Genomic DNA, 21,756 nt, shown 5'->3' with positions numbered 1-21,756 from the left:
CGCGATATGTCAGATGCGCCTGAAGTGAGCAGACCGGTGGTCACGCCGGTCCGCGTGGTCATCGCAGCCTGCCTTGTCGCACCCTTCGTGGCAATGCTCTGGGTGGGCTCGTACGCGAAGATCGATCCCACCTTCATCGGCATCCCGTTCTTCTACTGGTACCAGATGCTCTGGGTGCTCATCTCCACGGCGCTCACGATGATCGCGTACAAGCTGTGGCAGCGTGACCAGCGCGCCCGCAAGGAAGAGGCGCGGTCATGAACGACGGAGTCAACGGCGTCGCCCTCGCGGTCTTCATCTTCTTCTTCGTCGCCGTCACGGTCATGGGCTTCCTGGCCGCCCGCTGGCGCAAGGCGGACAACGAGGAGAGCCTGGACGAATGGGGCCTCGGCGGCCGCTCGTTCGGCACCTGGGTCACCTGGTTCCTGCTCGGCGGCGACCTCTACACCGCTTACACGTTCGTGGCCGTCCCCGCGGCGATCTACGCGGCGGGCGCGGCGGGCTTCTTCGCCGTGCCGTACACGATCCTCGTCTACCCCCTGATCTTCACCTTCCTGCCGCGCCTGTGGTCGGTCTCGCACAAGCACGGCTACGTGACGACCTCCGACTTCGTGCGCGGGCGCTTCGGCTCCAAGGGCCTCTCGCTCGCGGTCGCCGTCACCGGCATCCTCGCAACGATGCCGTACATCGCGCTCCAGCTGGTCGGCATCCAGGCCGTCCTCGACGTCATGGGGATCGGCGGCGGCCCGGACACCAACTGGTTCATCAAGGACCTGCCGCTGCTGATCGCGTTCGCGGTGCTCGCCGCGTACACCTACTCGTCGGGTCTGCGCGCGCCCGCGCTGATCGCGTTCGTGAAGGACGGTCTGATCTACCTCGTCATCGCCGTCGCGATCATCTACATCCCGATCAAGCTCGGCGGCTTCGACGAGATCTTCCAGGCCGCGAACGAGAAGTTCTCGGCGGCGAACGACGCGGCGGGCAAGCCTGTCGCGGGTCTCGCGCCGGGCGAGGCGGGGCAGTGGACGTACGCCACGCTCGCACTCGGCTCCGCGCTCGCGCTGTTCATGTACCCGCACTCGATCACGGCGACGCTCTCCTCCAAGAGCCGCAACGTGATCCGCCGCAACACCACGATCCTGCCGCTCTACTCGCTGATGCTGGGCCTGCTCGCGCTGCTCGGCTTCATGGCGATCGCGGCCGGGGTCAAGGTCGAGAACGGGCAGCTGGCGATCCCGCAGCTGTTCGAGAACATGTTCCCCGACTGGTTCACCGGCGTCGCCTTCGCCGCCATCGGCATCGGCGCGCTCGTACCCGCGGCGATCATGTCGATCGCGGCCGCGAACCTCTTCACGAGGAACATCTACAAGGACTTCCTCAAGCCGGACGCGACACCCGCACAGGAGTTCAAGGTCTCCAAGCTGGTCTCGCTCCTGGTGAAGGTGGGCGCGCTCGCCTTCGTCCTCACCATGGACAAGACGGTCGCGATCAACTTCCAGCTGCTCGGCGGCATCTGGATCCTGCAGACGATGCCCGCCCTGGTCGGCGGCCTGTTCACGCGGTGGTTCCACCGCTGGGCGCTGCTCGCGGGCTGGGCGGTCGGCATGGTCTACGGCACGGTCGCCGCGTACGGCGTCGCGTCGCCGACGCAGAAGCACTTCGGCGGCTCGTCCGACGAGATCCCCGGCATCGGCGAGATCGGCTACATCGGCCTCACCGCGTTCGTCCTGAACGTGGTCGTGACCGTGGTCCTCACCTTCGCCCTGAAGGCGCTGAAGGCCCCCGAGGGCGTCGACGAGACGTCTCCGGAGGACTACACGGCGGACGCCGGTGACGCCGGTGTCATGGAGGAACTGCCGAAGGCGACGGCGGGCTCCGGCCACTGAGCCGACCGCTGCCGCACGTCTGCCGCACGGCACAGCGTACGACGAAGGGCCGCCGGGAAACCGGCGGCCCTTCGTCGTACAGCTCTGCGATCCGACACAAGATGTGGGCCTGCTTCAGTAAGCCGACACAAGATGTATGCTCGTGCTCGCTGTCGCCGCAGGGGAATCCGGTGCAAGTCCGGAACTGTCCCGCAACGGTAGACGTGTACGCATTTGTCGTACGCGGAGTCCGAAGACCTGCCGGCAGTGCACCCGTGTCGACCGACCCGGGTGCCGACCGTCCGGGCCTCGTGGAATGGGCCGGTGGACGCGGTACGCCGCCCTGTCCGGGTGCGCCCGTGTGTGCCGTCCCCTCCCCCAGGCCCAGAGCCGAGCGAGGGAGAGCTCCACGTGACCATCGCGCCTGCCGAACCTGCGTCAGCGCTGTCACCGCAGCCCATCGACAGCACCGAGGGTACCGACGCGCCAGGGACCGCGCTGCTGCGCACCCTGACCGACCTCACCGCCGACCTCCCCGACGCCGACCCCGGCCGGGTCGCCGCCGCGGCGCTGCGCGGCCGTTCGGCCAGGGCCGACGAGGCGGAGCTGCGGGAGCTCGCGACCGAGGCGGCCGCGGGGCTCATCTCCGAGGACCCCACGTACTCGAAGCTCGCGGCCAGGCTGCTCACCCTCTCCATCGCCGCCGAGGCCGCCTCGCAGGGCGTGCGCTCCTTCACCGAGTCGATCGCCGTCGGCCACCGTGAGGGCCTGATCGCCGACCGCACCGCCGACTTCGTGGGCGCCCACGCGGCCCGGCTCGACGCGCTCGTGGACACCGCGCTCGCCGACGGCGCCGACTTCCGCTTCGGCTACTTCGGCCTGCGCACCCTGCACAGCCGCTACCTGCTGCGCCACCCGATCACCCGCCAGGTCATCGAGACCCCGCAGCACTTCATGCTGCGCGTGGCGGCCGGTCTGGCGGAGGACGAGAGCGCCCGCGCGCTCGACGAAGTCGCCGCGCTGTACGGCCTGATGAGCCGCCTGGACTACCTGCCGTCCTCGCCGACGCTCTTCAACTCCGGCACCCGCCACCCGCAGATGTCGTCGTGCTACCTCCTCGACTCCCCGCTGGACGAGCTCGACTCCATCTACGACCGCTACCACCAGGTCGCACGGCTCTCCAAGCACGCGGGCGGCATCGGCCTCTCCTACTCCCGCATCCGTTCCCGCGGCTCCCTCATCCGCGGCACGAACGGGCACTCCAACGGCATCGTGCCGTTCCTGAAGACCCTGGACGCCTCCGTCGCCGCCGTGAACCAGGGCGGTCGGCGCAAGGGCGCGGCCGCGGTCTACCTGGAGACCTGGCACTCCGACATCGAGGAGTTCCTGGAGCTGCGCGACAACACCGGTGAGGACGCGCGCCGCACGCACAACCTCAACCTCGCGCACTGGATCCCCGACGAGTTCATGCGCCGCGTCGCCACCGACCAGGAGTGGTCGCTGTTCTCACCGGCCGACGTGCCCGAGCTCGTCGACCTGTGGGGCGACGAGTTCGACGCCGCCTACCGCAAGGCCGAGGCCGCCGGGCTCGCCAAGAAGACCATGTCGGCCCGGGACCTCTACGGCCGCATGATGCGCACCCTCGCGCAGACCGGCAACGGCTGGATGACCTTCAAGGACGCGGCCAACCGCACCGCCAACCAGACGGCGGAGCCCGGCCACACCGTGCACTCCTCCAACCTCTGCACGGAGATCCTGGAGGTGACGGACGACGGGGAGACCGCCGTCTGCAACCTCGGCTCGGTGAACCTCGGCGCCTTCGTCGACCCGGCCGCGCAGGACATCGACTGGGAGCGGCTCGACGAGACCGTCCGCACCGCGGTGACCTTCCTCGACCGCGTCGTCGACATCAACTTCTACCCGACCGAGCAGGCCGGGCGCTCCAACGCCAAGTGGCGCCCCGTGGGCCTCGGCGCGATGGGCCTCCAGGACGTCTTCTTCCAGCTCAAGCTGGCCTTCGACTCCCCCGAGGCGCGCGCCCTTTCCACCCGCATCGCCGAGCGCATCATGCTCGCCTCGTACGAGGCGTCCGCGGACCTCGCCGAGCGCAGTGGTCCGCTCCCCGCCTGGGAGAAGACCCGCACCGCGCGCGGCGTGCTGCACCCCGACCACTACCCGAAGGCCGTGGCCGAGCTGACCTGGCCGGAGCGCTGGGCGGCGCTGCGGGAACGTATCGCCGTCACCGGCATGCGCAACTCGCTGCTCCTCGCCATCGCGCCGACCGCGACCATCGCGTCCATCGCCGGTGTCTACGAGTGCATCGAGCCGCAGGTCTCCAACCTCTTCAAGCGCGAGACGCTGTCCGGCGAGTTCCTCCAGGTGAACGGCTACCTGGTGGAGGAGTTGAAGCGGCACGGCCTGTGGGACGCGAAGACCCGGGAGGCGCTGCGCGAGTCCAGCGGCTCGGTCCAGGACTTCGAGTGGGTGCCCGCGGACGTCCGCGCGCTGTACCGCACGGCGTGGGAGATCCCGCAGCGCGGCCTGATCGACATGGCCGCCGACCGCACCCCGTTCCTCGACCAGGCGCAGTCGCTCAACCTCTTCCTGGAGACGCCGACCATCGGCAAGCTCTCCTCGATGTACGCGTACGCCTGGCAGCGCGGCCTGAAGACCACGTACTACCTGCGCTCGCGCCCCGCGACGCGCATCGCCCGCGCGGCCGGGAGCTCGAACACCGCCGCCGCGGCCCCCGTCCCCGCGCAGGTCACGGCCGAAGACGCCGTCGCCTGCTCCCTGGAAAACCCCGAGTCCTGCGAGGCCTGCCAGTAATGAGCTCCACCGAGAAGAACCTGCTCGACCCGGGCTTCGAGCTGACCCTGCGCCCCATGCGCTACCCCGACTTCTACGAGCGCTACCGGGACGCGATCAAGAACACCTGGACCGTCGAGGAGGTCGACCTCCACTCGGACGTCGCCGACCTCGCCAAGCTCTCGCCCGGCGAGCAGCACATGATCGGCCGTCTGGTCGCGTTCTTCGCGACCGGCGACTCGATCGTCTCGAACAACCTGGTGCTGACGCTCTACAAGCACATCAACTCCCCCGAGGCGCGGCTCTACCTGAGCCGTCAGCTCTTCGAGGAGGCCGTGCACGTCCAGTTCTATCTGACGCTGCTCGACACCTATCTGCCCGACCCCGAGGACCGCGCGGCGGCCTTCGACGCGGTCGAGGAGATCCCCTCCATCCGCGAGAAGGCGGAGTTCTGCTTCAAATGGATGGACTCCGTCGAGAAGATGGACCGGCTGGAGTCGAAGGCCGACCGCCGTCGCTTCCTGCTGAACCTCATCTGCTTCGCCGCGTGCATCGAGGGGCTCTTCTTCTACGGTGCCTTCGCGTACGTCTACTGGTTCCGCAGCCGCGGTCTGCTGCACGGCCTGGCCACCGGCACCAACTGGGTGTTCCGCGACGAGACGATGCACATGAGCTTCGCCTTCGACGTGGTGGACACGGTCCGCAAGGAGGAGCCCGAGCTCTTCGACGACGCGCTCCAGCAGCAGGTCACGGACATGCTGAAGGAGGCCGTCGAGGCCGAGCTGCAGTTCGCCCGCGACCTGTGCGGTGACGGCCTGCCCGGCATGAACACCGACTCGATGCGCGAGTACCTGCAGTGCGTCGCCGACCAGCGGCTGCAGCGCCTCGGCTTCGCGCCGGTCTACGGCTCGGAGAACCCGTTCTCCTTCATGGAGCTGCAGGGCGTCCAGGAGCTGACCAACTTCTTCGAGCGGCGGCCCTCCGCGTACCAGGTCGCGGTCGAGGGCTCGGTCTCCTTCGACGACGAGTTCTAGGCGAGTTCCGGACGAGTTCCGGACGCCTGCGCCCGCCCGACCCGTTCTGCCGGACGGGGCGGGCGGGCGCCTTGCTGTCCCGGGACGCTCAGCGCGGCGTGGCCCGCAGGACGAGCCGCTTGGGGTGCAGGGTGATGCCGACCTGGGTGCGGGCGTCGGTCTCCTCGACGCGCTCCAGGCGCCACTTGGGGGCCACCGTTCCTAGGATCAGGGCGAGTTCGGCCAGGCTGAAGTGGTCGCCGGGGCACTTCCTGTTGCCCACGCTGAACGGCATCATCGCGAACTCCGGCACGTCGCGCGCCCGTTCCGGATTCCAGCGGTCGGGGTCGAACTCCAGGTTCCGCTCGAAGGAACGCGGGTCGCGCTGCATCGCGTACACGCTGTAGACGATGTCGGCGTCCGCCGGAATCGAATAGCCGCCCAGCTCGGTTTCGGCCACGGACCGGCGCGTGAATATCCAAGCGGCCGGCCGTATGCGCATCGCCTCGGTGACGACATTGCGGAGGTGCGGCAGGTCCTTGAGATCGGCGAATGTGATCGCGCGATCCGGGGCCACGGCATTTACCTCTTCAACCAACCTCCTTTCCTGCGCCGGGTGTTCGGTCATCAGATGGAACGTCCAGGCCAGCGTCGACGCCACATTCTCCGCACCCGCCACGACGAGCGAAACCACGTTGTCGTGGATCTCCTGGTCGGCTATGAGCTCCCCGGATTCGTCCCTGGCCCGCAGCAATTCGGCGAGCAGATCGTCCGGCCCGCCGGGCCCGGCCGCGCGGCGCTCCGCGACGATCTCGTCGACGAGCGCGTGCAGGTCGGCGAGCGCGCTCTCGAAGCGCCGGTTGGCGGGGGTCGGCACGCGGTGGAGCGGGCCGACCGAGAGCACCATCCGGCGGTAGAGCCCGTCGAACACGGTGTGCAGCGAGTCGGCGATCCGGTCCGCCTTGTCCGCTATCGAGTCGACCTCCAGGAGCGAGCGCGAGACGATGCGCACGGCCGTGCGGAACATCTCGGCGCTCACGTCGACCGTGGCGCCCGGCTGCCAGCGGGCCGCCGTGGCGCGGGCCTCCTCCTCCATCACCTTGGCGTAGTCGGCGATCCGCTCGGGCCTGAACGCGGGCTGCATCATGCGGCGCTGGCGCCGGTGCAGCTTGCCGTTGCTGGTCGCCACGCCCTTGCCGAGGAGCACTTCGAGGGTGTCCCAGAGCGGCCCGCCGACGACGTACTCGGGGTTCTTGAGCAGGGCGCCGACCAATTCCGGATCGCACACCACGTACGCCGTCCTGGGTCCCAGCCTGATCCGGACGAGATCCCCATGGTCGCGCAGGGCGGAGAGGAAGCCGAGCGGATCACGCACCAGGTTCCATGCGTGGCCGAGCAACGGGGCGCCGCCGCGGACGAGCGGTGGATTGCGCAACGGGTCGGGGCCCGACGCGGGGGGAGCGGGTATTGCGGATTCGACGCTCATTCCTCACCTACCAGTTCGTTTTCCGCCAGGGCTTCTTCCGTCACATACGGGGGCATGGACCTGTCGTCCCAGCTGTCCACCCGATAGCGCCCGGATTCGTGATGGAACCAGTAAACGGAAGAGAACCAGTTCCGCATGTTGAAGACGCATGATTTCACCGCGTCCGCGAGTTCCCTGTCACGCTCACTTGCGTCCGCCAATTCATCGGCGAAATGCAGTACTTCCCTTTCCGCCTGCATGAATTCAGTGACGCAATCACTGACGCGCCTGTGCACTTCCCGCACCGCCTCTTCGAGCCTCATTCCCTCGTGCTGGATGAGACTGATTCCGAGATTGTGCAGCTCGTCTCCCGCGAGTTCTTTCGGGAGTGAGCACAGGTCGTTGTACCAGGCCGAGAAGTCCTGGGTCGCCCGGGCCGCCCTGCGGTACGCGGGGTGCTTGCGCACCGGGTCGGGCAGCTCGTACCGCGCGGTGGGTTCGAGGAGGTCGATCCACGCCCAGTGCGCGAACGTGAGCCGGCGCAGTTCGATGTACGCCTCGACCGTCGGCACGGTCCCGCAGCGCCGGTTTCTGAACTCCTGGTCGTACGCGTCGATCACCGGGTGGAAGTGCCGGGCGAACCTGGCGTTCCAGCTGGGGCCGAGGAACGAGTACAGGCGCAGCACGCAGTCCGCGAACCCCGCGACCAACGGGTCCTTGTGGTGCAGGTACTGCCGGGGTTCGTTGAGGGTGCCGTGCAGGCCCCGGCAGAGCTGCCGCCACTGTGGCGCCCTGCCGTGCACCGAGTCCCGGTCGTGCCGGTCGTCCCACGCGAAGAACCAGCTGCTGAGGTCGGCTATCGCGGTCAGCAACTCGTCCGGCGCGCCAATGTAGTAGCCCGCCACCAGATCCGTGTAGCAGAGGCTGTCCGCGTACCGCTCGACCTTGTCCGGCGGCATGAGCCGCATTTCGCGCAGCCAGGTCCTGGACTTCTCCTGAAGCTTTGGCCAATACGGATGGAGCCGGCGAGGGAACGCGGCTTCGATCATGGGAACGGCCAGTGCCGGCGGTACGGATACCGCCGGTGAACGTGGTCGCGTGTGCGGATGTGCCTGTGAAGTGCTCCCGGAATATGCACGCACGAACAAACCCCTTTCAGCCGCCTGAGGACTCGCGCCCCTCCCGCCGTACCGGGCGCGCGCCGTTGCGTATCCCCGCGCTTTCCATTCAGCACCACAACTGACCGTTCAGGGAACAGATTTGCGCCATTCACTACCCCCCAGTGCCGAGAACATCCCCTTACGTGACTGAATATGGATCACCGGCAGCTTGATTTGCTCGCACAGGCGAGCGGCTCAGGGCAGGGCATGCCAACGGCCCCTGGTCAGGGGTGAGTTCCTGAACCAGGGGCCGCTCGCGTCACACGGTTCCCGCGCCTCTCAGGCGCCGCGGAGGTCAGTCATTGGCCACCACGGGGTAGCGCGGGGTGCCCTCTTCCATCTGCCGCAGTGCGTCCTTGCGCTCCCTCTTGGAGAGGCGGTCGATGTACAGGTAGCCGTACAGGTGGTCCGTCTCGTGCTGCAGGCAGCGCGCGAAGTAGCCGGTGCCGCGGACCTTGATCGGATTGCCCTTCGCGTCCTGGCCGGTCACCTCGGCGTAGTCCGGGCGGGCCAGCGGGGCGTACGCCGTCGGGACCGAGAGGCAGCCCTCACCCGAGTCGTCGAGGCTGCGCCGCTCGGCGGGCAGCTCCTGGAGCACCGGATTGCAGATCGCGCCGACGTGGCGCACGCCGTCGTCGTCCATGCAGTCGTAGACGAAGGCCTTCAGGTCGACGCCGACCTGGTTGGCGGCCACACCCACGCCGTTCGCCACCCGCTGGGTCGCGAACATGTCGTCGATCAGCGCGGCAAGGTCGTCGTCGAAGGCGGTGACGTCCTTGCACTCCTTGTGCAGCACGGGGTTGCCGACGACCGTGATCGGCCGGGACGTGCCGCGCTCGCGGTGGGCCGTCTCCCGCTCCTCGCAGTCCTCGGTGTCGATGACGAAGCCCTCGTCGTCGACGGGGAGCACCCCGTCCCCGTCGATGGCCTGCTGCTCAGTGTCCTGCGCCATGTCCGCCGTACGCCTTCCTTGGAACCCTCACGAGTTTGTGCCGGTACAGCCTACGGCGAAGTGTCAGCAGACCTCTTCGAGATCCCGCCAGTCACGGGAGTCCGGGCTGTCCGCCACCCAGCCGTCCAGGAGGCCGCGGACCAGCGCCGCGGGCGCCGCGAGACCGCACTCGCGCTCCGGCACCCAGAGCGCGCCCGGGCTGCGGTGGCCGAGCGGGCCCGGGTGACCCGGCTCGCTGTGGTCGTGCGGATCGAGGTGTTCCCCGTCGCCCTCGTCGCTCGGCATGCGGGACTCGGAGCACATCCGGCAGAGCAGCCGCACGGAGGACGACCAGTCCTCCGCCGCGAAGCCCGCGTCGGCCGCGAGCCGCTCCAACGCGTCCCTGTCGTCCTCGGTGGCCGCCTCCAGGAGGACCACCCAGGTCGGCACGGGTGAGGGTGCCCACAGCTCGATCTCGTCGAAGACGGGGTACGAGTGCCCGTCCCCCGTCGTCCGCTCGCCGTGCGGGACGCCGTCGTGCAGCACGACCTCGCCCCAGCGGCGGCCCGAGGAGGGCAGCGGAATGGACAGGACCTCCATGCGGGCCGGGTCCAGGCGGCGGCCCCACACGACCTCGGCCTCGCCCTCCGGGGAGAGCCGCACGGCCGCGCTGCCGAGCTCCATGCCCGTGGGCTCGCCGGAGGCGGCCACACCGCCGGGCACCCGCAGGCCGTACGCCTGCCAGGCGCGGCGGGCAAGGGGCCAGTCCTGCAGCGCGGTCGCCGCGATGCCGACGTTCCACCAGTCGGGGGCGCCCGCGGAGCGGTCGAGGAGCGCGACGGCGCGCAGCCCGGCGGCCCGCGCCTGCTCCCAGTCGTGCCGGAACTTGTGCAGCAGGGCCAGGTTGAACCAGGACTCGGACAGCCAGGGTTCGAGATCCGCCGCGCGCGTGAGCAGTGCCCCCGCGTCCTCGTACCGGCCGTCGCCGATCAGCGTGAACGCGCGGTCGGTCGCCTGCCGCCATGAGGCGGAGGGCCGGTGCCGTCCCTTGCCGAAGATCCTCACGATTCCCGCCTGATTCCCGCCTGCCACGTATTCCGTAGGTAGCTTCTCGTCGGGGCGCGGCGTCGGGGGCCGTACCCCCGTGCGCCCCTTTTCCTGTCTTCTTCGCATCCAACCACGGACGGTCGGACGGCCGCTCATTACCCATGGGTTACCCAGCGGGACGCGAGGTAAGGCCGTGGGTGAGGCCGTCCCTCGACAGGACCCTCGCCAGGGACTCCACGACTTCCGGCTGGTAGTCGTGGCCCGTGGCCAGGCGGAGCCTCTCCAAGGCGTTGAGCGGGCCGCCCAGCGCCCCTGAGGGGCCTTCTCCCCGCGCCATCTCGTCGTACGCGTTCGCCGTGCGCACAATACGTGCGGTGAGCGGCTGTTCGCGGTACGGGTCGGCCTGCCGCTCCACGACGACGGCGACGGCGGCGTCCACCCCGGTCTGCCGGACGACGGCGCCCCCGAGCAGGGCTATTCGGCGCTGTTCCGCCTCCGAGAGCGCGGCGGTGGCGCCCGCGGGGACGGGGTCGACCAGGGAGAGCTGGCCGATGTCGTGCATGAGCGCCGCATGCTCCAGGACGGTGAGGTCCGACTCCCCGAGACCGAGGTCACGCCCCACGGCCCGGCTGAGCCCGGCCACGCGGTGTGCGTGGCCCTGCGGGGTGTATCCGGCGATCTCGGTGGCCCTGGCCAGCGAGGCGATGGTCTGCCGGTAGGTCGCCCTGACCGCCGCGTACCGCCGGAAGGAGAGCTGGGTGAGCAGCAGCGGGAGGCTGAACACGGGCAGCGCCCACAGCCCCGCCACGGCCACCGCGAGCGCCATCACGGCGCCGCTCGCGCACACCGCGGAGCCGATGCCGAGCATCGCCCGCAGCTCCTCCCGCAGCAGCGGCCCGAACGGCCACCGGGTGCGGGCGTGCGCCGTGACGGCGGCGAGGACGGCGTCGCAGAGCGCGGTGAGGACGAGCAGGGCGACGATGACGAGCGCGAAGTACGGCCCGTGCCCCACCCACTCGCCGAACTTCCCGGAGTTGTACAGAGGTTGGAAGCAGGCGGCGGCGAACCCGACGGTCAGCACGCGCCGCGCCATGTGGTCGAGCGTGGGGCCCCGGCCCAGTGCCACGTTCGGCACCGCGCCGACGAGGGCCGCCGCGACGACCACGGCGAGCACCTGCAGCACCCCGTGGTGCGTGGCCTGCCCGGAGTTCTCGCCCAGCAGGGCGTACGCGAGGGCTCCCGCGGCGCCGAGCGGCGCGGGCTCCCTGTCCCTGCCGCTCCCCCACCGGACCAGCTCACCGAGAGTGATCAGGACGCCGAAGGCAAGGGCGGCCCGGCCTTCGGTGATGCCGTGCCAGAGGGTCCAGACGAGGGAGGCGAGGGCGAGCAGTCCGGCCAGGCAGGCGACCACGGCGGGCAGGCGCGACGGGGCCCTCACCGGGCCGCCGGGCGGGCCGCCGCGGGCGCGGGCAGGGCGGGGGACGGCACGGCCGCGCCCTGGTCGGGGGCGCCCTGGTCCGGCACGTCCGCCGTGACCTCGGGGTGCCATCCGTACCGGTCGAGGGCGCGGGCCAGCGCCCCGACCATCTCGGGGTCGAACTGCGCCCCCGCGCACCGGTTGAGCTCGGCGACGGCGACCTCGACGGGCCTGGCCCGCCGGTAGGACCGGGTGGACGTCATGGCGTCGAAGGCGTCGGCGACCGCCACCACCCGCGCGCACTCCGGGATCTGCGGCCCGGTGAGTCCGTAGGGATAGCCGCTGCCGTCGATCCGCTCGTGGTGGTGCAGGATCGCCGCTCGTGCCTCGCCGAGGAACCCGATGCCGCGCACCATCTCGTGGCCGTACTCGGGATGCAGCTCGATGATGCGCCGCTCCTCGGGCGTCAGCGGCCCGTCCTTCCTCAACAGCCTTGTGGGTACGCCGAGTTTGCCGACGTCGTGCAGGATCCCGGCGAACCGGAGCACCTCGACGCGCTCGTCGTCCATGCCCAGCTCGCGCGCGATCAGCACGGAGGCGCGGCCCACGCGCTCGCTGTGCCCGCGGGTGTACTTGTCCTTGATGTCGACGGCCTGGACGAGCGCACGGATGGTGGCCTGATGGGCGGCCCGCTCGCGGTGGTACTGCGCGAAGGCCCAGCAGGAGACGCCCATCGGCAGGAGCACGAGCAGGGCGGATGTGGGGCCGTACGGACTGGTCCAGAGCACGGCCATCATCAGACCGGCGAGTCCGTGCACGGTGACGGGCGCGAGCGAGCGCGCGAAGAGGCCCCGCCAGGCGGTCCGCGCGGGGACGCGCTCGGCAGTCACGAGGACGCCGCCGTCCAGCACGGTGAGCACCGCGGAGAAGGCGAGCACGGCGGCCCCGGCGGGTCCGAGTACGTACGGGAAGTCGGGGCCCGAGGTGGCCGCGGGCCCGCCGAGCGCGACGTACACGCGCGCCGACGCCCAGGCGGCCAGGGCGAGTTGGGAGGCGCGCCAGATGCGGCGCACCCACCGGGGGTGCCGGTCGACGCGGGCGAGCAGGGCGCCGGGCACGGCGACGAGGGCGGCGGCCGACGGCGGCAGCAGGAACACCCCGGCGAGCAGCACGGGAAAGAAGGTGCCGAGGCCGCGCGGGACACGGCGGCCGACCAGGCGGCAGCGGGTGATCTGCTCGCACCCGGCGTAGAGGACGGCGAGGAACGCGACGGCGGGCCAGGAGGGGCGCGCGCCGGGGGCGGGCACCGCGCAGACCACGCCGGCCAGGGCGACGCACAGGATGTAGACGCGGGCCCGCACCGGCACCGACCGCATGGAGTTCTCCTCCCCGTTCCGGTCCGGAGACTAGAACGGCGCTCCCCCTGCCAGCACCCGGGTGCCGTTAATTAGCACGTTCGAGTGATGGGAGGGGAGAACGGGCCGCGCGGAACCCGAGTGAAGTGCTCAGGCCTCGGAGGCGGCCGTGGTGTCCTGCGTGATGTCCTGCTCGGGCACGGCCTGCCCGGAGCGGATGAGGTCGATGCGGCCCATCACCTTGGCCCGCAGGTCGACCGGAACGTCGTCCTGGCCGCAGCAGCGCTTCACCAGCTTCTTGACCGCCTGCTCCAGGCCGTACTTCTCCAGGCACGGAGAGCACTCCTCGAAGTGCGTCTCGAACTTGGTGCAGTCGCTGTCCGGCATCTCGTGGTCAAGGAACTCATAGAGATGGTCCAGGACTTCACTGCAGTCAGTCTCGTGCGGCTCTCCGCAGCTCATGAGCCCGAGCCTTTCGTTCCGTTCGACTCCCCGGCACCCGCCGGGACGAGCCCGCGCTCACGGGCGTAGTCCTCCAGCATGCCGCGCAGTTGGCGACGGCCCCGGTGCAGTCGGGACATCACCGTACCGATGGGTGTCCCCATAATGTCCGCGATCTCCTTGTACGCAAAGCCCTCTACGTCCGCCAAATAGACGGCGATGCGGAATTCCTCGGGGATCGCCTGCAGCGCCCGCTTCACATCCGTGTCGGGCAGGTGGTCCAGCGCCTGCGACTCGGCCGAGCGCAGACCGGTGGACATGTGCGACTCGGCGCGCGCAAGCTGCCAGTCCTCGATCTCCTCGGCGGCACTGCGCTGGGGCTCGCGCTGCTTCTTGCGGTACGAGTTGATGAACGTGTTCGTGAGGATGCGGTACAGCCACGCCTTGAGGTTGGTGCCCTCGCGGAACTGGTGGAACGACGCGTACGCCTTCGCGTAGGTCTCCTGCACCAGGTCCTCCGCGTCCGCCGGGTTGCGCGTCATGCGCAGCGCCGCCGAGTACATCTGGTCGAGGAATGTCAGCGCGTCCCGCTCGAAGCGGGCCGTGCGCTCCGCGGCCGTCTCGGACTTCTCCGAGCTCTCTCGGGGCTGCTCCGCCTGGCCGTGCTCGGTCCCTGCGTCGGTCCCAGTGACCGGACCCACCTCCTCCAACGACGTGGTGAGGCCGAAAGCAGCCCCACTCGAATCGGAGGATAGACGACTACCCGTGCCCCGCGCCGCCCGAATAGATGCGGTTTTGGGTGCGCTCAGCACCGTCCACTCCAGGTCAGAGGCGCTGGAGCGGTTCGGGCAGATGGTCGAACCCATGCGGCGGACTCCCTCTCGTACGAACAGCTACCGACGGCGTTTACCGTCTGTCCGCCACAACAGACGTCACCCGCCCAACATTCCCGTCCAGCGGACGACTGCGTCCGTGATGCGCTTCACTGCCTCGTCCTGCCCGATGTCCGCGCGCTTGGGCACGGCGAATCCGTGGTCGCCGGAGGGGATCTCCACCAGGTCGTACGCGCCGTCGGGGAACTCCACGGGCTTGCCGAAGGGGTCGTTGCCGCCCTGCACGACGAGGGTGGGCACACCGGCCCCGAGCAGCTCGTCGGCGCGGGACTTCTCGGGCTTGCCCGGCGGATGGAGCGGGAAGCTCAGGGCAAGCACGGCGGCGGCGCCGAGCTCGGTGGCCGTACGGCAGGCGACGCGTGCGCCTGCGCTCCGGCCGCCCGCGATCACCGGGAGCCCCTTCTTCTCCAGCGCGGGCCAGATGCCGCGCCACCCGGTGTCCAGCGTCTTCGGCGCGGGCGCGAGCTTCTTGCCCGCGACGCGCCAGGGCTGCTCCACGAGGGCGACGCTCACGCCGTGCGCGGGCAGCGCGGCGGCGATGGCCTGGAGGTCGCGGGCCTCGATGCCGCCACCGGCGCCGTGGCTGACGGCGAGCAGGAGGCGGGCGCTCCTGCCGGGGGCCGGGTGCCAGGTGATCCGCGCCGCACCGGCGTCGGTCTCGACTGTCTCGCTCTTGGTCACCTGAGCAGGGTGTCAGAAGAGCGTGCCTTCTTCGGGACCCTCCAGCTCCTTCAGGAGCTCCGGTCCGTTGTTGCGTACGTTGCTGACGGCGGTGGACACCGGATAGGCCCGCATCAGTCCGTGCGGCGGCGGCTCCAGGAGGCCGCGCAGGTCCTCGACGTCGGTGCGGGACGGGTCGAGCCAGGCGTCCCAGCGCTCCGGCGTCAGCATGAGCGGCATGCGCGGGTGGATCTCGGCGAGCGTGCCGGGGCCCTCGTCGGGGGCGACCGCGAGGGGCGTGGTCTCCGCCTCCGTGGTGATCACCGTGCACGTCACCCACCAGGCGAGGGGGTGCTCGTCGGGCAGGGTCTTGTCCCGCCAGAACTCGTAGAGCCCCGCCATGGCGAAGACCGAGCCGTCGGCGGGCGTCACGAAGTAGGGCTGCTTGCGCGGCCGCTTCTTCTTGCCCTCGACCTCCAGCTGCCGCTCCTCGGGGGCGGTCACCCACTCGTAATAGCCGTCGGCCGGGATGACGCAGCGGCGGGAGGTGAAGGCGCGGCGGTAGGAGGGCTTCTCGTGGACGGTCTCCGCGCGGGCGTTGATCATCCGCGCGCCGCCCTCGGGCGTCTTGGACCAGGAGGGCACGAGGCCCCACTTCAGCGTGCGCAGCTGGCGAACCGGAGCGGGGTCTTCGGCGTCTTTCAGAGGACGGTCGAGGACCGCGTAGACCTCTTTCGTCGGCGCCACGTTGAAATCAGGAGCCAAGGCCTCCTCGGACTCCCACTTCTCGATCCCGAAGATTCCCGCGAGATCCTGGGGCCCACGACTGGATGCATACCGTCCGCACATACGTGCCAGACTGCCAGACCCCGTACAACCAGAGGAGCCGGTCCAGACAATGGCCCACGGAATGGAAAGCACCGCCAACGCCAGCCTGACCGACCTCTGGGACCGCGTCTTCGGCACACAGGCCGCGCCCGAGCAGTGGCTGGTGATCGCGGCGGGCGTCGTCGCTCTGGCGGTCGTCGTCCCGCACAACATATGGCGCCTCGCCCGCAACGCCATCACCATCGCGCACGAGGGCGGCCACGGCCTGGTCGCCCTGCTCACCGGGCGCCGCCTCGACGGCATCCGGCTCCACTCGGACACCTCGGGCCTCACCGTCTCGCGCGGCAAGCCCACCGGGCTCGGCATGATCCTCACCGCGGCCGCGGGCTACACCGCGCCCCCGCTCCTCGGCCTCGGCGGCGCCGCGCTGCTCGATTCGGGGCGCATCACGGCGTTCCTGTGGATCGCGACCGCCCTGCTCGTCGTGATGCTGGTGATGATCCGCAACGCGTACGGCGCCCTGACGGTGATCCTCACCGGCGGCACGTTCCTGATCGTCTCCTGGCTGGCCAATACGGACGTGCAGGCGGCGTTCGCGTACGCGGTGGTGTGGTTCCTGCTCCTGGGCGGCGTACGTCCCGCCTTCGAGCTGCAGTCCAAGCGAAGGCGCGGGGGCGCGGGCGACTCGGACGCGGACCAGCTCTCGCGGCTCACGCACGTCCCGGCGGGCATGTGGCTCTTCCTCTTCCACGCCGTCTCGCTCTGTTCCCTGATGGGAGGGGCCCGCTGGCTCCTTGACGTCTGAGCGGCGTCCCTGACAGGCCCTAAAGTGAGGGCATGACCGAATCCCCGGCGCACACCGCCCTCTGGCCCGCCCCGCACGCAAGCGGAGCCGTCACCGCGACGGTCCACGTCCCCGGTTCGAAATCGGTCACCAACCGGGCGCTGGTCCTGGCCGCGCTGGCCGCCGAGCCCGGCTGGCTGCGCCGCCCGCTGCGCTCCCGCGACACGCTGCTGATGGCGGGCGCCCTGCGCGCGATGGGCGTCGGCATCGAGGAGACGGTGTCGTCGAGCTCCTCCGTCGCGGGCGGTCAGAACGGCACCGGCGAGGCGTGGCGCGTGATCCCCTCGGGCCTGCACGGCCCGGCCACGGTCGACGTCGGCAACGCGGGCACGGTCATGCGCTTCCTGCCGCCGGTCGCCGCCCTCGCCGACGGCCCCATCCACTTCGACGGCGACCCCCGTTCGTACGAGCGCCCCCTGCACGGCGTCATCGACGCGCTGCGCGTGCTCGGCGCCCGCATCGACGACACGCAGGGCAGCCCCGGCGCGCTGCCGCTGACCGTGCACGGCTGCGGCGCCCTGGAGGGCGGCCGGGTCGAGATCGACGCCTCCTCGTCCTCCCAGTTCGTGAGCGCCCTGCTGCTCTCGGGGCCCGGCTTCAACCAGGGCGTGGAGGTCCGGCACGTGGGCGGCGCCCTGCCGTCCATGCCGCACATCCGGATGACCGTCGACATGCTGCGCTCGGTCGGCGCCCAGGTCGACACCCCCGAGGCGGGCGGCGAGCCGAACGTGTGGCGGGTCGCCCCCGGCGCCCTGCTGGGCCGCGATCTGACCGTCGAGCCCGACCTGTCGAACGCCCAGCCGTTCCTCGCCGCCGCCCTGATCACCGGCGGCACGGTGACCATCCCCGACTGGCCCGCGCACACCACGCAGCCCGGCGACGCGCTGCGCGAGATCTTCACCGAGATGGGCGGCTCCTGCGAGCTGACCGAGCAGGGCCTGGTGTTCACCGGGTCGGGGTCGGTGCACGGCATCGACGTGGACCTGAGCGAGGTCGGCGAGCTCACCCCCGGCATCGCGGCGGTCGCGGCTCTCGCCGACTCCCCCTCGACGCTGCGCGGCGTCGCCCATCTGCGCCTGCACGAGACGGACCGGCTCGCCGCCCTCACCAAGGAGATCAACGAGCTGGGCGGTGACGTCACGGAGACCGCCGACGGCCTGCACATCCGGCCGCGCCGACTGCACGGCGGCATCTTCCACACGTACGACGACCACCGCATGGCGACCGCGGGCGCGATCATCGGCCTCGCGGTGGACGGCGTGCAGATCGAGAATGTCGCGACGACGGCGAAGACGCTCCCGGACTTCCCCGAGCTCTGGACCGGAATGCTCGGGAACTGACGGGCGGATCGAGAACCATGCGTCGCTACGGCAAGAACCCCGACGAGGACGACATCCGCGTCCGCCCCAACCGCAAGGGCAACCGCCCCCGCACCCACATCAGGCCCAAGCACGAGGACGCGGCCGAGGGCATGGTCCTCACCGTCGACCGCGGCCGGCTTACCGTCCTGGTCGACGACCGGATCGTGATGGCGATGAAGGCCCGCGAGCTGGGCCGCAAGGCCGCCGTGGTGGGTGACAGGGTCGCGGTCGTCGGGGATCTGTCCGGCAAGAAGGACACCCTCGCGCGCATCGTGCGGATCGCGGAGCGCTCGTCCGTCCTGCGGCGCACCGCGGATGACGACGACCCGTACGAGCGGGTGGTCGTCGCCAACGCCGACCAGCTCGCCATCGTCACGGCCCTCGCCGACCCCGAGCCGCGGCCGCGGCTGATCGACCGGTGCGTCGTGGCGGCGTACGACGGCGGTCTGGAGCCGATCCTCGTACTCACCAAGTCGGACCTGGCCTCCGCCGACAAGCTCCTGGAGACGTACGCCGCCCTCGACATCCCCTATGTGGTCACCAGCCGCGAGGAGTTCACCGACGGCGCGGAGCTCGCGCGCGTCCACGAGCTGCTCGACGGCAAGGTCACCGCGTTCGTCGGGCACTCCGGGGTGGGCAAGACGACGCTCGTCAACGCGCTCGTACCGGAGGAGCGGCGGCGTACGACCGGGCATGTCAACGCGGTCACGGGCCGCGGCAGGCACACCACCACCTCCGCCCTCGCGCTCCCCCTGGAGGGCTCCGACGGCTGGGTGATCGACACCCCCGGCGTTCGCTCGTTCGGGCTCAACCACGTGGATCCGTCCCGCGTCATCCTCGCCTTCCCCGACCTGGAGCCGGGGACGGCGGAGTGCCCGCGCGGCTGCAGCCACGACGAGAAGGACTGTGCGCTGGACGCCTGGGTGGCCGAGGGGCACGCGGATCCGTCCCGCCTCTACTCACTGCGCAGGCTGCTCGCCACGCGGGAGCGACGCGAGGGCGACTGACCTCTTCGTTGTTTGGGCCGGGACGGCAAAGGTAAATGCATAATCGCACCAAGCCGGATTCAAGCCAGACGAAGCGGCCGCGGGACGTGGGCGAGTACGGGAGGCAAGGACATGGCGTGGCTGCTGGTCATCGTCGCGGGGATTCTCGAGACCGGCTTCGCGGTCTGTCTCAAGCTGTCGCACGGCTTCACCAGGCTCTGGCCCACGATCGCGTTCGCCTGCTTCGCCCTCGGCAGCTTCGGTCTGCTGACGCTCGCGCTGCGGAAGCTGGACGTGGGGCCCGCGTACGCGGTCTGGACGGGCATCGGGGCCGCGGGCACCGCCATCTACGGCATGGTCTTCCTCGGTGACCTGGTCTCCACGCTCAAGCTCGTCTCGATCTCCTTCGTCGTCATCGGCGTGATCGGACTGCAGCTGTCCGGCTCCGCGCACTGAGCTGCGCCTCGTGACGTACGCCTATTTGGCGGCCACCCAGCGCCCGATGGCCCCGCGGACCAGCTCCGCGGGGTCGTCGCCGTTTCCGGCGGGTGCGACGACGTAGGACAGGGCGAGGCGGACCGCGCTCTCGCAGGCGCGGGCGAGGTCGGGGTCCCTGACCCGGCCCCGGCCGCCGAGCGCCAGCACCGTCCGGTCCCGTACGAGGGCGAGCAGCTCCCCCGCCGAGGGCACCCCCGCGTCCGCGCGGCGCTGTGCGGGCACCGACGAGGTGGATCCGGCGGCCCGGCTCGGCGCGGGCAGCCGCTCGCTCCAGCAGCCGGTGAGGGCGGCCCGCACGAGCACGTTGGTGCGGGCGGCGCCCACCGTCCACGCGGCCACGGCGGCAAGCCGGTCGGCGGGCTCGCGCTCCTCGGCGAGGGCGCGCTCGACACCGTGCAGATAGCCGTCGGTCTCGCGCCGCAGCAGGGCGCGGGCGAGGCCGTCCTTGCTGCCGAACTCGTTGTAGAGGGTCTGCCGGGACACCCCGGCGGTGGCCGCCACATCGACCATGCGGACACCGGGCCACGGCCGTCGTGCGAGCGCTGTGTACGCCGCGTCCAATAAGGATTCCCGTGCTGCAGGCATCGTCGCCTCCGGGTCAGAGCGGCTCCCGTGCCAGAGTTGACGCGCTCGGCAGCACTGTCAATAGCTCCGGCAGCATGTCGAGCATGTCAACGGGGGCCGGGCGACACGGCACTGTGGATCGTGTCGATCGAGATCGATACTGTTCTTCCATGTCCGACTACCACGATGATCTGCGTCTCGCCCACGTCCTCGCCGACGCCGCCGACGCCGCGACCATGGACCGGTTCAAGGCCCTCGACCTGAAGGTCGAGACCAAGCCGGACATGACGCCGGTGAGCGAGGCCGACAAGGCCGCCGAGGAGCTGATCCGTGGCAACCTCCAGCGGGCCAGGCCGCGCGACGCGATCCTCGGCGAGGAGTACGGCGTCGAGGGCACAGGACCGCGCCGCTGGGTGATCGACCCGATCGACGGCACCAAGAACTACGTACGCGGTGTGCCGGTGTGGGCCACCCTGATCTCCCTGACGGAAGCGGGCGAGGGCGGCTACCAGCCGGTGGTGGGCGTCGTCTCGGCGCCCGCGCTCGGCCGCCGCTGGTGGGCGGCGAAGGGCGGCGGCGCCTACACGGGCCGTTCCCTCACCTCCGCGACGCGACTGCAGGTCTCCAAGGTCTCCCGGCTCTCGGACGCCTCGCTGGCGTACTCCTCGCTCTCCGGCTGGGAGGAGCAGGGCCGTCTCGACGGTTTCCTCGACCTCACGCGGGCGGTCTGGCGCACGCGGGGGTACGGCGACTTCTGGCCGTACATGATGGTCGCCGAGGGCTCGGTCGACATCTGCGCGGAGCCGGAGCTCTCGCTCTGGGACATGGCGGCGACCGCGATCGTGGTGGCGGAGGCGGGCGGCACCTTCACCGGCCTCGACGGCAGGCCGGGTCCGCACAGCGGCAACGCGGCGGCGTCGAACGGCCTGCTCCACGACGAGCTGCTCGGTTACCTGAACCAGCGCTACTAGAACTGGCGCGCTACGGCCAAAAGGCGCTGGACCCGAACTGACCGCACGCGCCCCCTTGCTGGCCCCCTGCATGGCTGCGACTCTATGAGTCCCCCCACTTGTGAACTTGTGAATCCGTTCTCCAGCAGGTAGCGGAGGCAATCCTTCGCCCACCGGGGGGCCTCGGTTTCACCAAGGAGGTGGCTCACGCCCATGCTCGTCCGCGACGCCATGAGCTCGGTGGTACTCACCATCGGCCCCACCCACACCCTCCGGCAGGCGGCCCGGCTGATGGCGGCCCGCCGCGTCGGCGCCGCCGTCGTCCTGGACCCCGACACCTGTGGCCTCGGCATTCTCACCGAGCGCGACATCCTCAACTCACTGGGCCTCGGCCAGAACCCCGACCTGGAGACGGCAGGCACCCACACGACGACGGAGGTCGTCTTCGCCACACCGGCCTGGACGCTGGAGGACGCCGCCGACGCCATGGCACACGGCGGCTTCCGGCACCTGGTCGTCATGGACGGCGACGAACCGGCAGGCATCGTCTCCGTCCGCGACATCATCCGCAGCTGGGCCCCGACACGACGCGCCGCGGCGACCACGATGGCGGGGTGAGACGCGGCGGCGGGCCGGTCCCCCCGAGGGAACCGGCCCGCCGCTCTCCTAC

General features: G+C 70.5%; 21 protein-coding genes and 1 riboswitch. Of the genes, 10 read left to right on the top strand and 11 right to left on the bottom strand.

All coding sequences use genetic code 11. The features are described from left to right. Nucleotides 1–6: 6 nt before the first annotated feature. From ABZV77_RS15820 to ABZV77_RS15805, 4 genes are all read left to right on the top strand, one after another. The gene (locus tag ABZV77_RS15820) at nucleotides 7–261 is read left to right on the top strand and encodes a DUF3311 domain-containing protein (protein ID WP_356256191.1); all 255 of its coding nucleotides are present in this window, start codon (nucleotides 7–9) and stop codon (nucleotides 259–261) included. Further along, the gene (gene mctP / locus ABZV77_RS15815) at nucleotides 258–1,886 is read left to right on the top strand and encodes a monocarboxylate uptake permease MctP (RefSeq protein WP_356256187.1); all 1,629 of its coding nucleotides are present in this window, start codon (nucleotides 258–260) and stop codon (nucleotides 1,884–1,886) included. The genes ABZV77_RS15820 and mctP overlap by 4 nt, the downstream gene beginning before the upstream one ends. A 123-nt stretch (nucleotides 1,887–2,009) precedes the next feature. Next, nucleotides 2,010–2,146: riboswitch (cobalamin riboswitch) on the top strand. A 130-nt stretch (nucleotides 2,147–2,276) separates the two neighbouring features. Further along, nucleotides 2,277–4,694, top strand: a complete 2,418-nt coding sequence (locus ABZV77_RS15810) for a ribonucleoside-diphosphate reductase subunit alpha (RefSeq protein ID WP_356256184.1) — start codon at nucleotides 2,277–2,279, stop codon at nucleotides 4,692–4,694. Further along, nucleotides 4,694–5,707: a ribonucleotide-diphosphate reductase subunit beta gene (locus tag ABZV77_RS15805; RefSeq protein WP_356256181.1), complete on the top strand. Its 1,014-nt coding sequence runs from the start codon at nucleotides 4,694–4,696 to the stop codon at nucleotides 5,705–5,707. The genes ABZV77_RS15810 and ABZV77_RS15805 overlap by 1 nt, the downstream gene beginning before the upstream one ends. Nucleotides 5,708–5,795: 88 nt before the next feature. On the opposite strand, the gene ABZV77_RS15800 is transcribed toward ABZV77_RS15805, so the two are convergent. The 10 genes from ABZV77_RS15800 to ABZV77_RS15755 form a co-directional block, all read right to left on the bottom strand. Next, nucleotides 5,796–7,172 (bottom strand): cytochrome P450, encoded by a 1,377-nt coding sequence (locus ABZV77_RS15800; protein ID WP_356256178.1) that lies wholly within the window; start codon nucleotides 7,170–7,172, stop codon nucleotides 5,796–5,798. Beyond that, complete coding sequence (locus tag ABZV77_RS15795) at nucleotides 7,169–8,200, bottom strand: multidrug MFS transporter (protein ID WP_356257584.1); 1,032 nt, start codon at nucleotides 8,198–8,200, stop codon at nucleotides 7,169–7,171. The genes ABZV77_RS15800 and ABZV77_RS15795 overlap by 4 nt, the downstream gene beginning before the upstream one ends. Nucleotides 8,201–8,606: 406 nt before the next feature. Beyond that, on the bottom strand, nucleotides 8,607–9,263 hold the full coding sequence (def, locus tag ABZV77_RS15790; protein ID WP_356256175.1) for a peptide deformylase: 657 nt from the start codon (nucleotides 9,261–9,263) through the stop codon (nucleotides 8,607–8,609). A 63-nt stretch (nucleotides 9,264–9,326) separates the two neighbouring features. Continuing rightward, nucleotides 9,327–10,307 carry a hypothetical protein gene (locus ABZV77_RS15785; RefSeq protein ID WP_055563704.1) on the bottom strand — a complete coding sequence of 327 codons (981 nt, stop codon included), beginning with the start codon at nucleotides 10,305–10,307 and terminating at the stop codon, nucleotides 9,327–9,329. A 148-nt stretch (nucleotides 10,308–10,455) separates the two neighbouring features. Continuing rightward, a complete protein-coding gene (locus ABZV77_RS15780; protein ID WP_356256172.1) occupies nucleotides 10,456–11,727 on the bottom strand; it encodes an HD domain-containing protein in 1,272 nt (423 codons plus the stop codon). After that, nucleotides 11,724–13,082, bottom strand: coding sequence for an HD-GYP domain-containing protein (locus ABZV77_RS15775; protein ID WP_356256170.1), 1,359 nt, complete (start codon nucleotides 13,080–13,082; stop codon nucleotides 11,724–11,726). The genes ABZV77_RS15780 and ABZV77_RS15775 overlap by 4 nt, the downstream gene beginning before the upstream one ends. A 129-nt stretch (nucleotides 13,083–13,211) precedes the next feature. Then, nucleotides 13,212–13,523 (bottom strand): mycothiol system anti-sigma-R factor, encoded by a 312-nt coding sequence (rsrA, locus tag ABZV77_RS15770; RefSeq protein ID WP_150216284.1) that lies wholly within the window; start codon nucleotides 13,521–13,523, stop codon nucleotides 13,212–13,214. After that, nucleotides 13,520–14,203: a sigma-70 family RNA polymerase sigma factor gene (locus tag ABZV77_RS15765; RefSeq protein ID WP_055563701.1), complete on the bottom strand. Its 684-nt coding sequence runs from the start codon at nucleotides 14,201–14,203 to the stop codon at nucleotides 13,520–13,522. The genes rsrA and ABZV77_RS15765 overlap by 4 nt, the downstream gene beginning before the upstream one ends. 231 nt (nucleotides 14,204–14,434) lie before the next feature. Further along, a complete protein-coding gene (locus tag ABZV77_RS15760) occupies nucleotides 14,435–15,076 on the bottom strand; it encodes an alpha/beta family hydrolase (protein WP_356256167.1) in 642 nt (213 codons plus the stop codon). A gap of 12 nt (nucleotides 15,077–15,088) precedes the next feature. Further along, nucleotides 15,089–15,904 (bottom strand): SOS response-associated peptidase, encoded by an 816-nt coding sequence (locus ABZV77_RS15755; RefSeq protein WP_356256164.1) that lies wholly within the window; start codon nucleotides 15,902–15,904, stop codon nucleotides 15,089–15,091. Nucleotides 15,905–15,965: 61 nt separating this feature from the next. On the opposite strand from ABZV77_RS15755, the gene ABZV77_RS15750 reads away from it, so the two are divergent. From ABZV77_RS15750 to ABZV77_RS15735, 4 genes are all read left to right on the top strand, one after another. Continuing rightward, complete coding sequence (locus ABZV77_RS15750; protein WP_356256161.1) at nucleotides 15,966–16,688, top strand: M50 family metallopeptidase; 723 nt, start codon at nucleotides 15,966–15,968, stop codon at nucleotides 16,686–16,688. Between the two features lie 32 nt (nucleotides 16,689–16,720). After that, on the top strand, nucleotides 16,721–18,067 hold the full coding sequence (aroA, locus tag ABZV77_RS15745; protein ID WP_356256158.1) for a 3-phosphoshikimate 1-carboxyvinyltransferase: 1,347 nt from the start codon (nucleotides 16,721–16,723) through the stop codon (nucleotides 18,065–18,067). 17 nt (nucleotides 18,068–18,084) lie between these two features. Next, the gene (gene rsgA, locus ABZV77_RS15740; protein WP_356256155.1) at nucleotides 18,085–19,095 is read left to right on the top strand and encodes a ribosome small subunit-dependent GTPase A; all 1,011 of its coding nucleotides are present in this window, start codon (nucleotides 18,085–18,087) and stop codon (nucleotides 19,093–19,095) included. Between the two features lie 111 nt (nucleotides 19,096–19,206). Further along, nucleotides 19,207–19,530: a multidrug efflux SMR transporter gene (locus tag ABZV77_RS15735; RefSeq protein WP_356256153.1), complete on the top strand. Its 324-nt coding sequence runs from the start codon at nucleotides 19,207–19,209 to the stop codon at nucleotides 19,528–19,530. Nucleotides 19,531–19,551: 21 nt separating this feature from the next. Here ABZV77_RS15735 and ABZV77_RS15730 read toward each other — a convergent pair whose 3' ends face one another. Next, nucleotides 19,552–20,157 (bottom strand): TetR/AcrR family transcriptional regulator, encoded by a 606-nt coding sequence (locus tag ABZV77_RS15730; RefSeq protein ID WP_356256150.1) that lies wholly within the window; start codon nucleotides 20,155–20,157, stop codon nucleotides 19,552–19,554. A 149-nt stretch (nucleotides 20,158–20,306) separates the two neighbouring features. Here ABZV77_RS15730 and hisN point away from each other — a divergent pair, with 149 nt between their 5' ends. Further along, nucleotides 20,307–21,107 (top strand): histidinol-phosphatase, encoded by an 801-nt coding sequence (gene hisN, locus ABZV77_RS15725; protein WP_356256147.1) that lies wholly within the window; start codon nucleotides 20,307–20,309, stop codon nucleotides 21,105–21,107. Between the two features lie 192 nt (nucleotides 21,108–21,299). Continuing rightward, nucleotides 21,300–21,704: a CBS domain-containing protein gene (locus ABZV77_RS15720; protein WP_356256144.1), complete on the top strand. Its 405-nt coding sequence runs from the start codon at nucleotides 21,300–21,302 to the stop codon at nucleotides 21,702–21,704. Nucleotides 21,705–21,756 lie beyond the last annotated feature (52 nt).

The sequence above is a fragment of the Streptomyces sp. NPDC004732 genome, assembly GCF_040609235.1.
Classification (GTDB): Bacteria; Actinomycetota; Actinomycetes; order Streptomycetales; family Streptomycetaceae; genus Streptomyces.
Note: the sequence above shows the minus strand (reverse complement) of the source record. Positions and strands in the feature narration are given on the sequence as shown.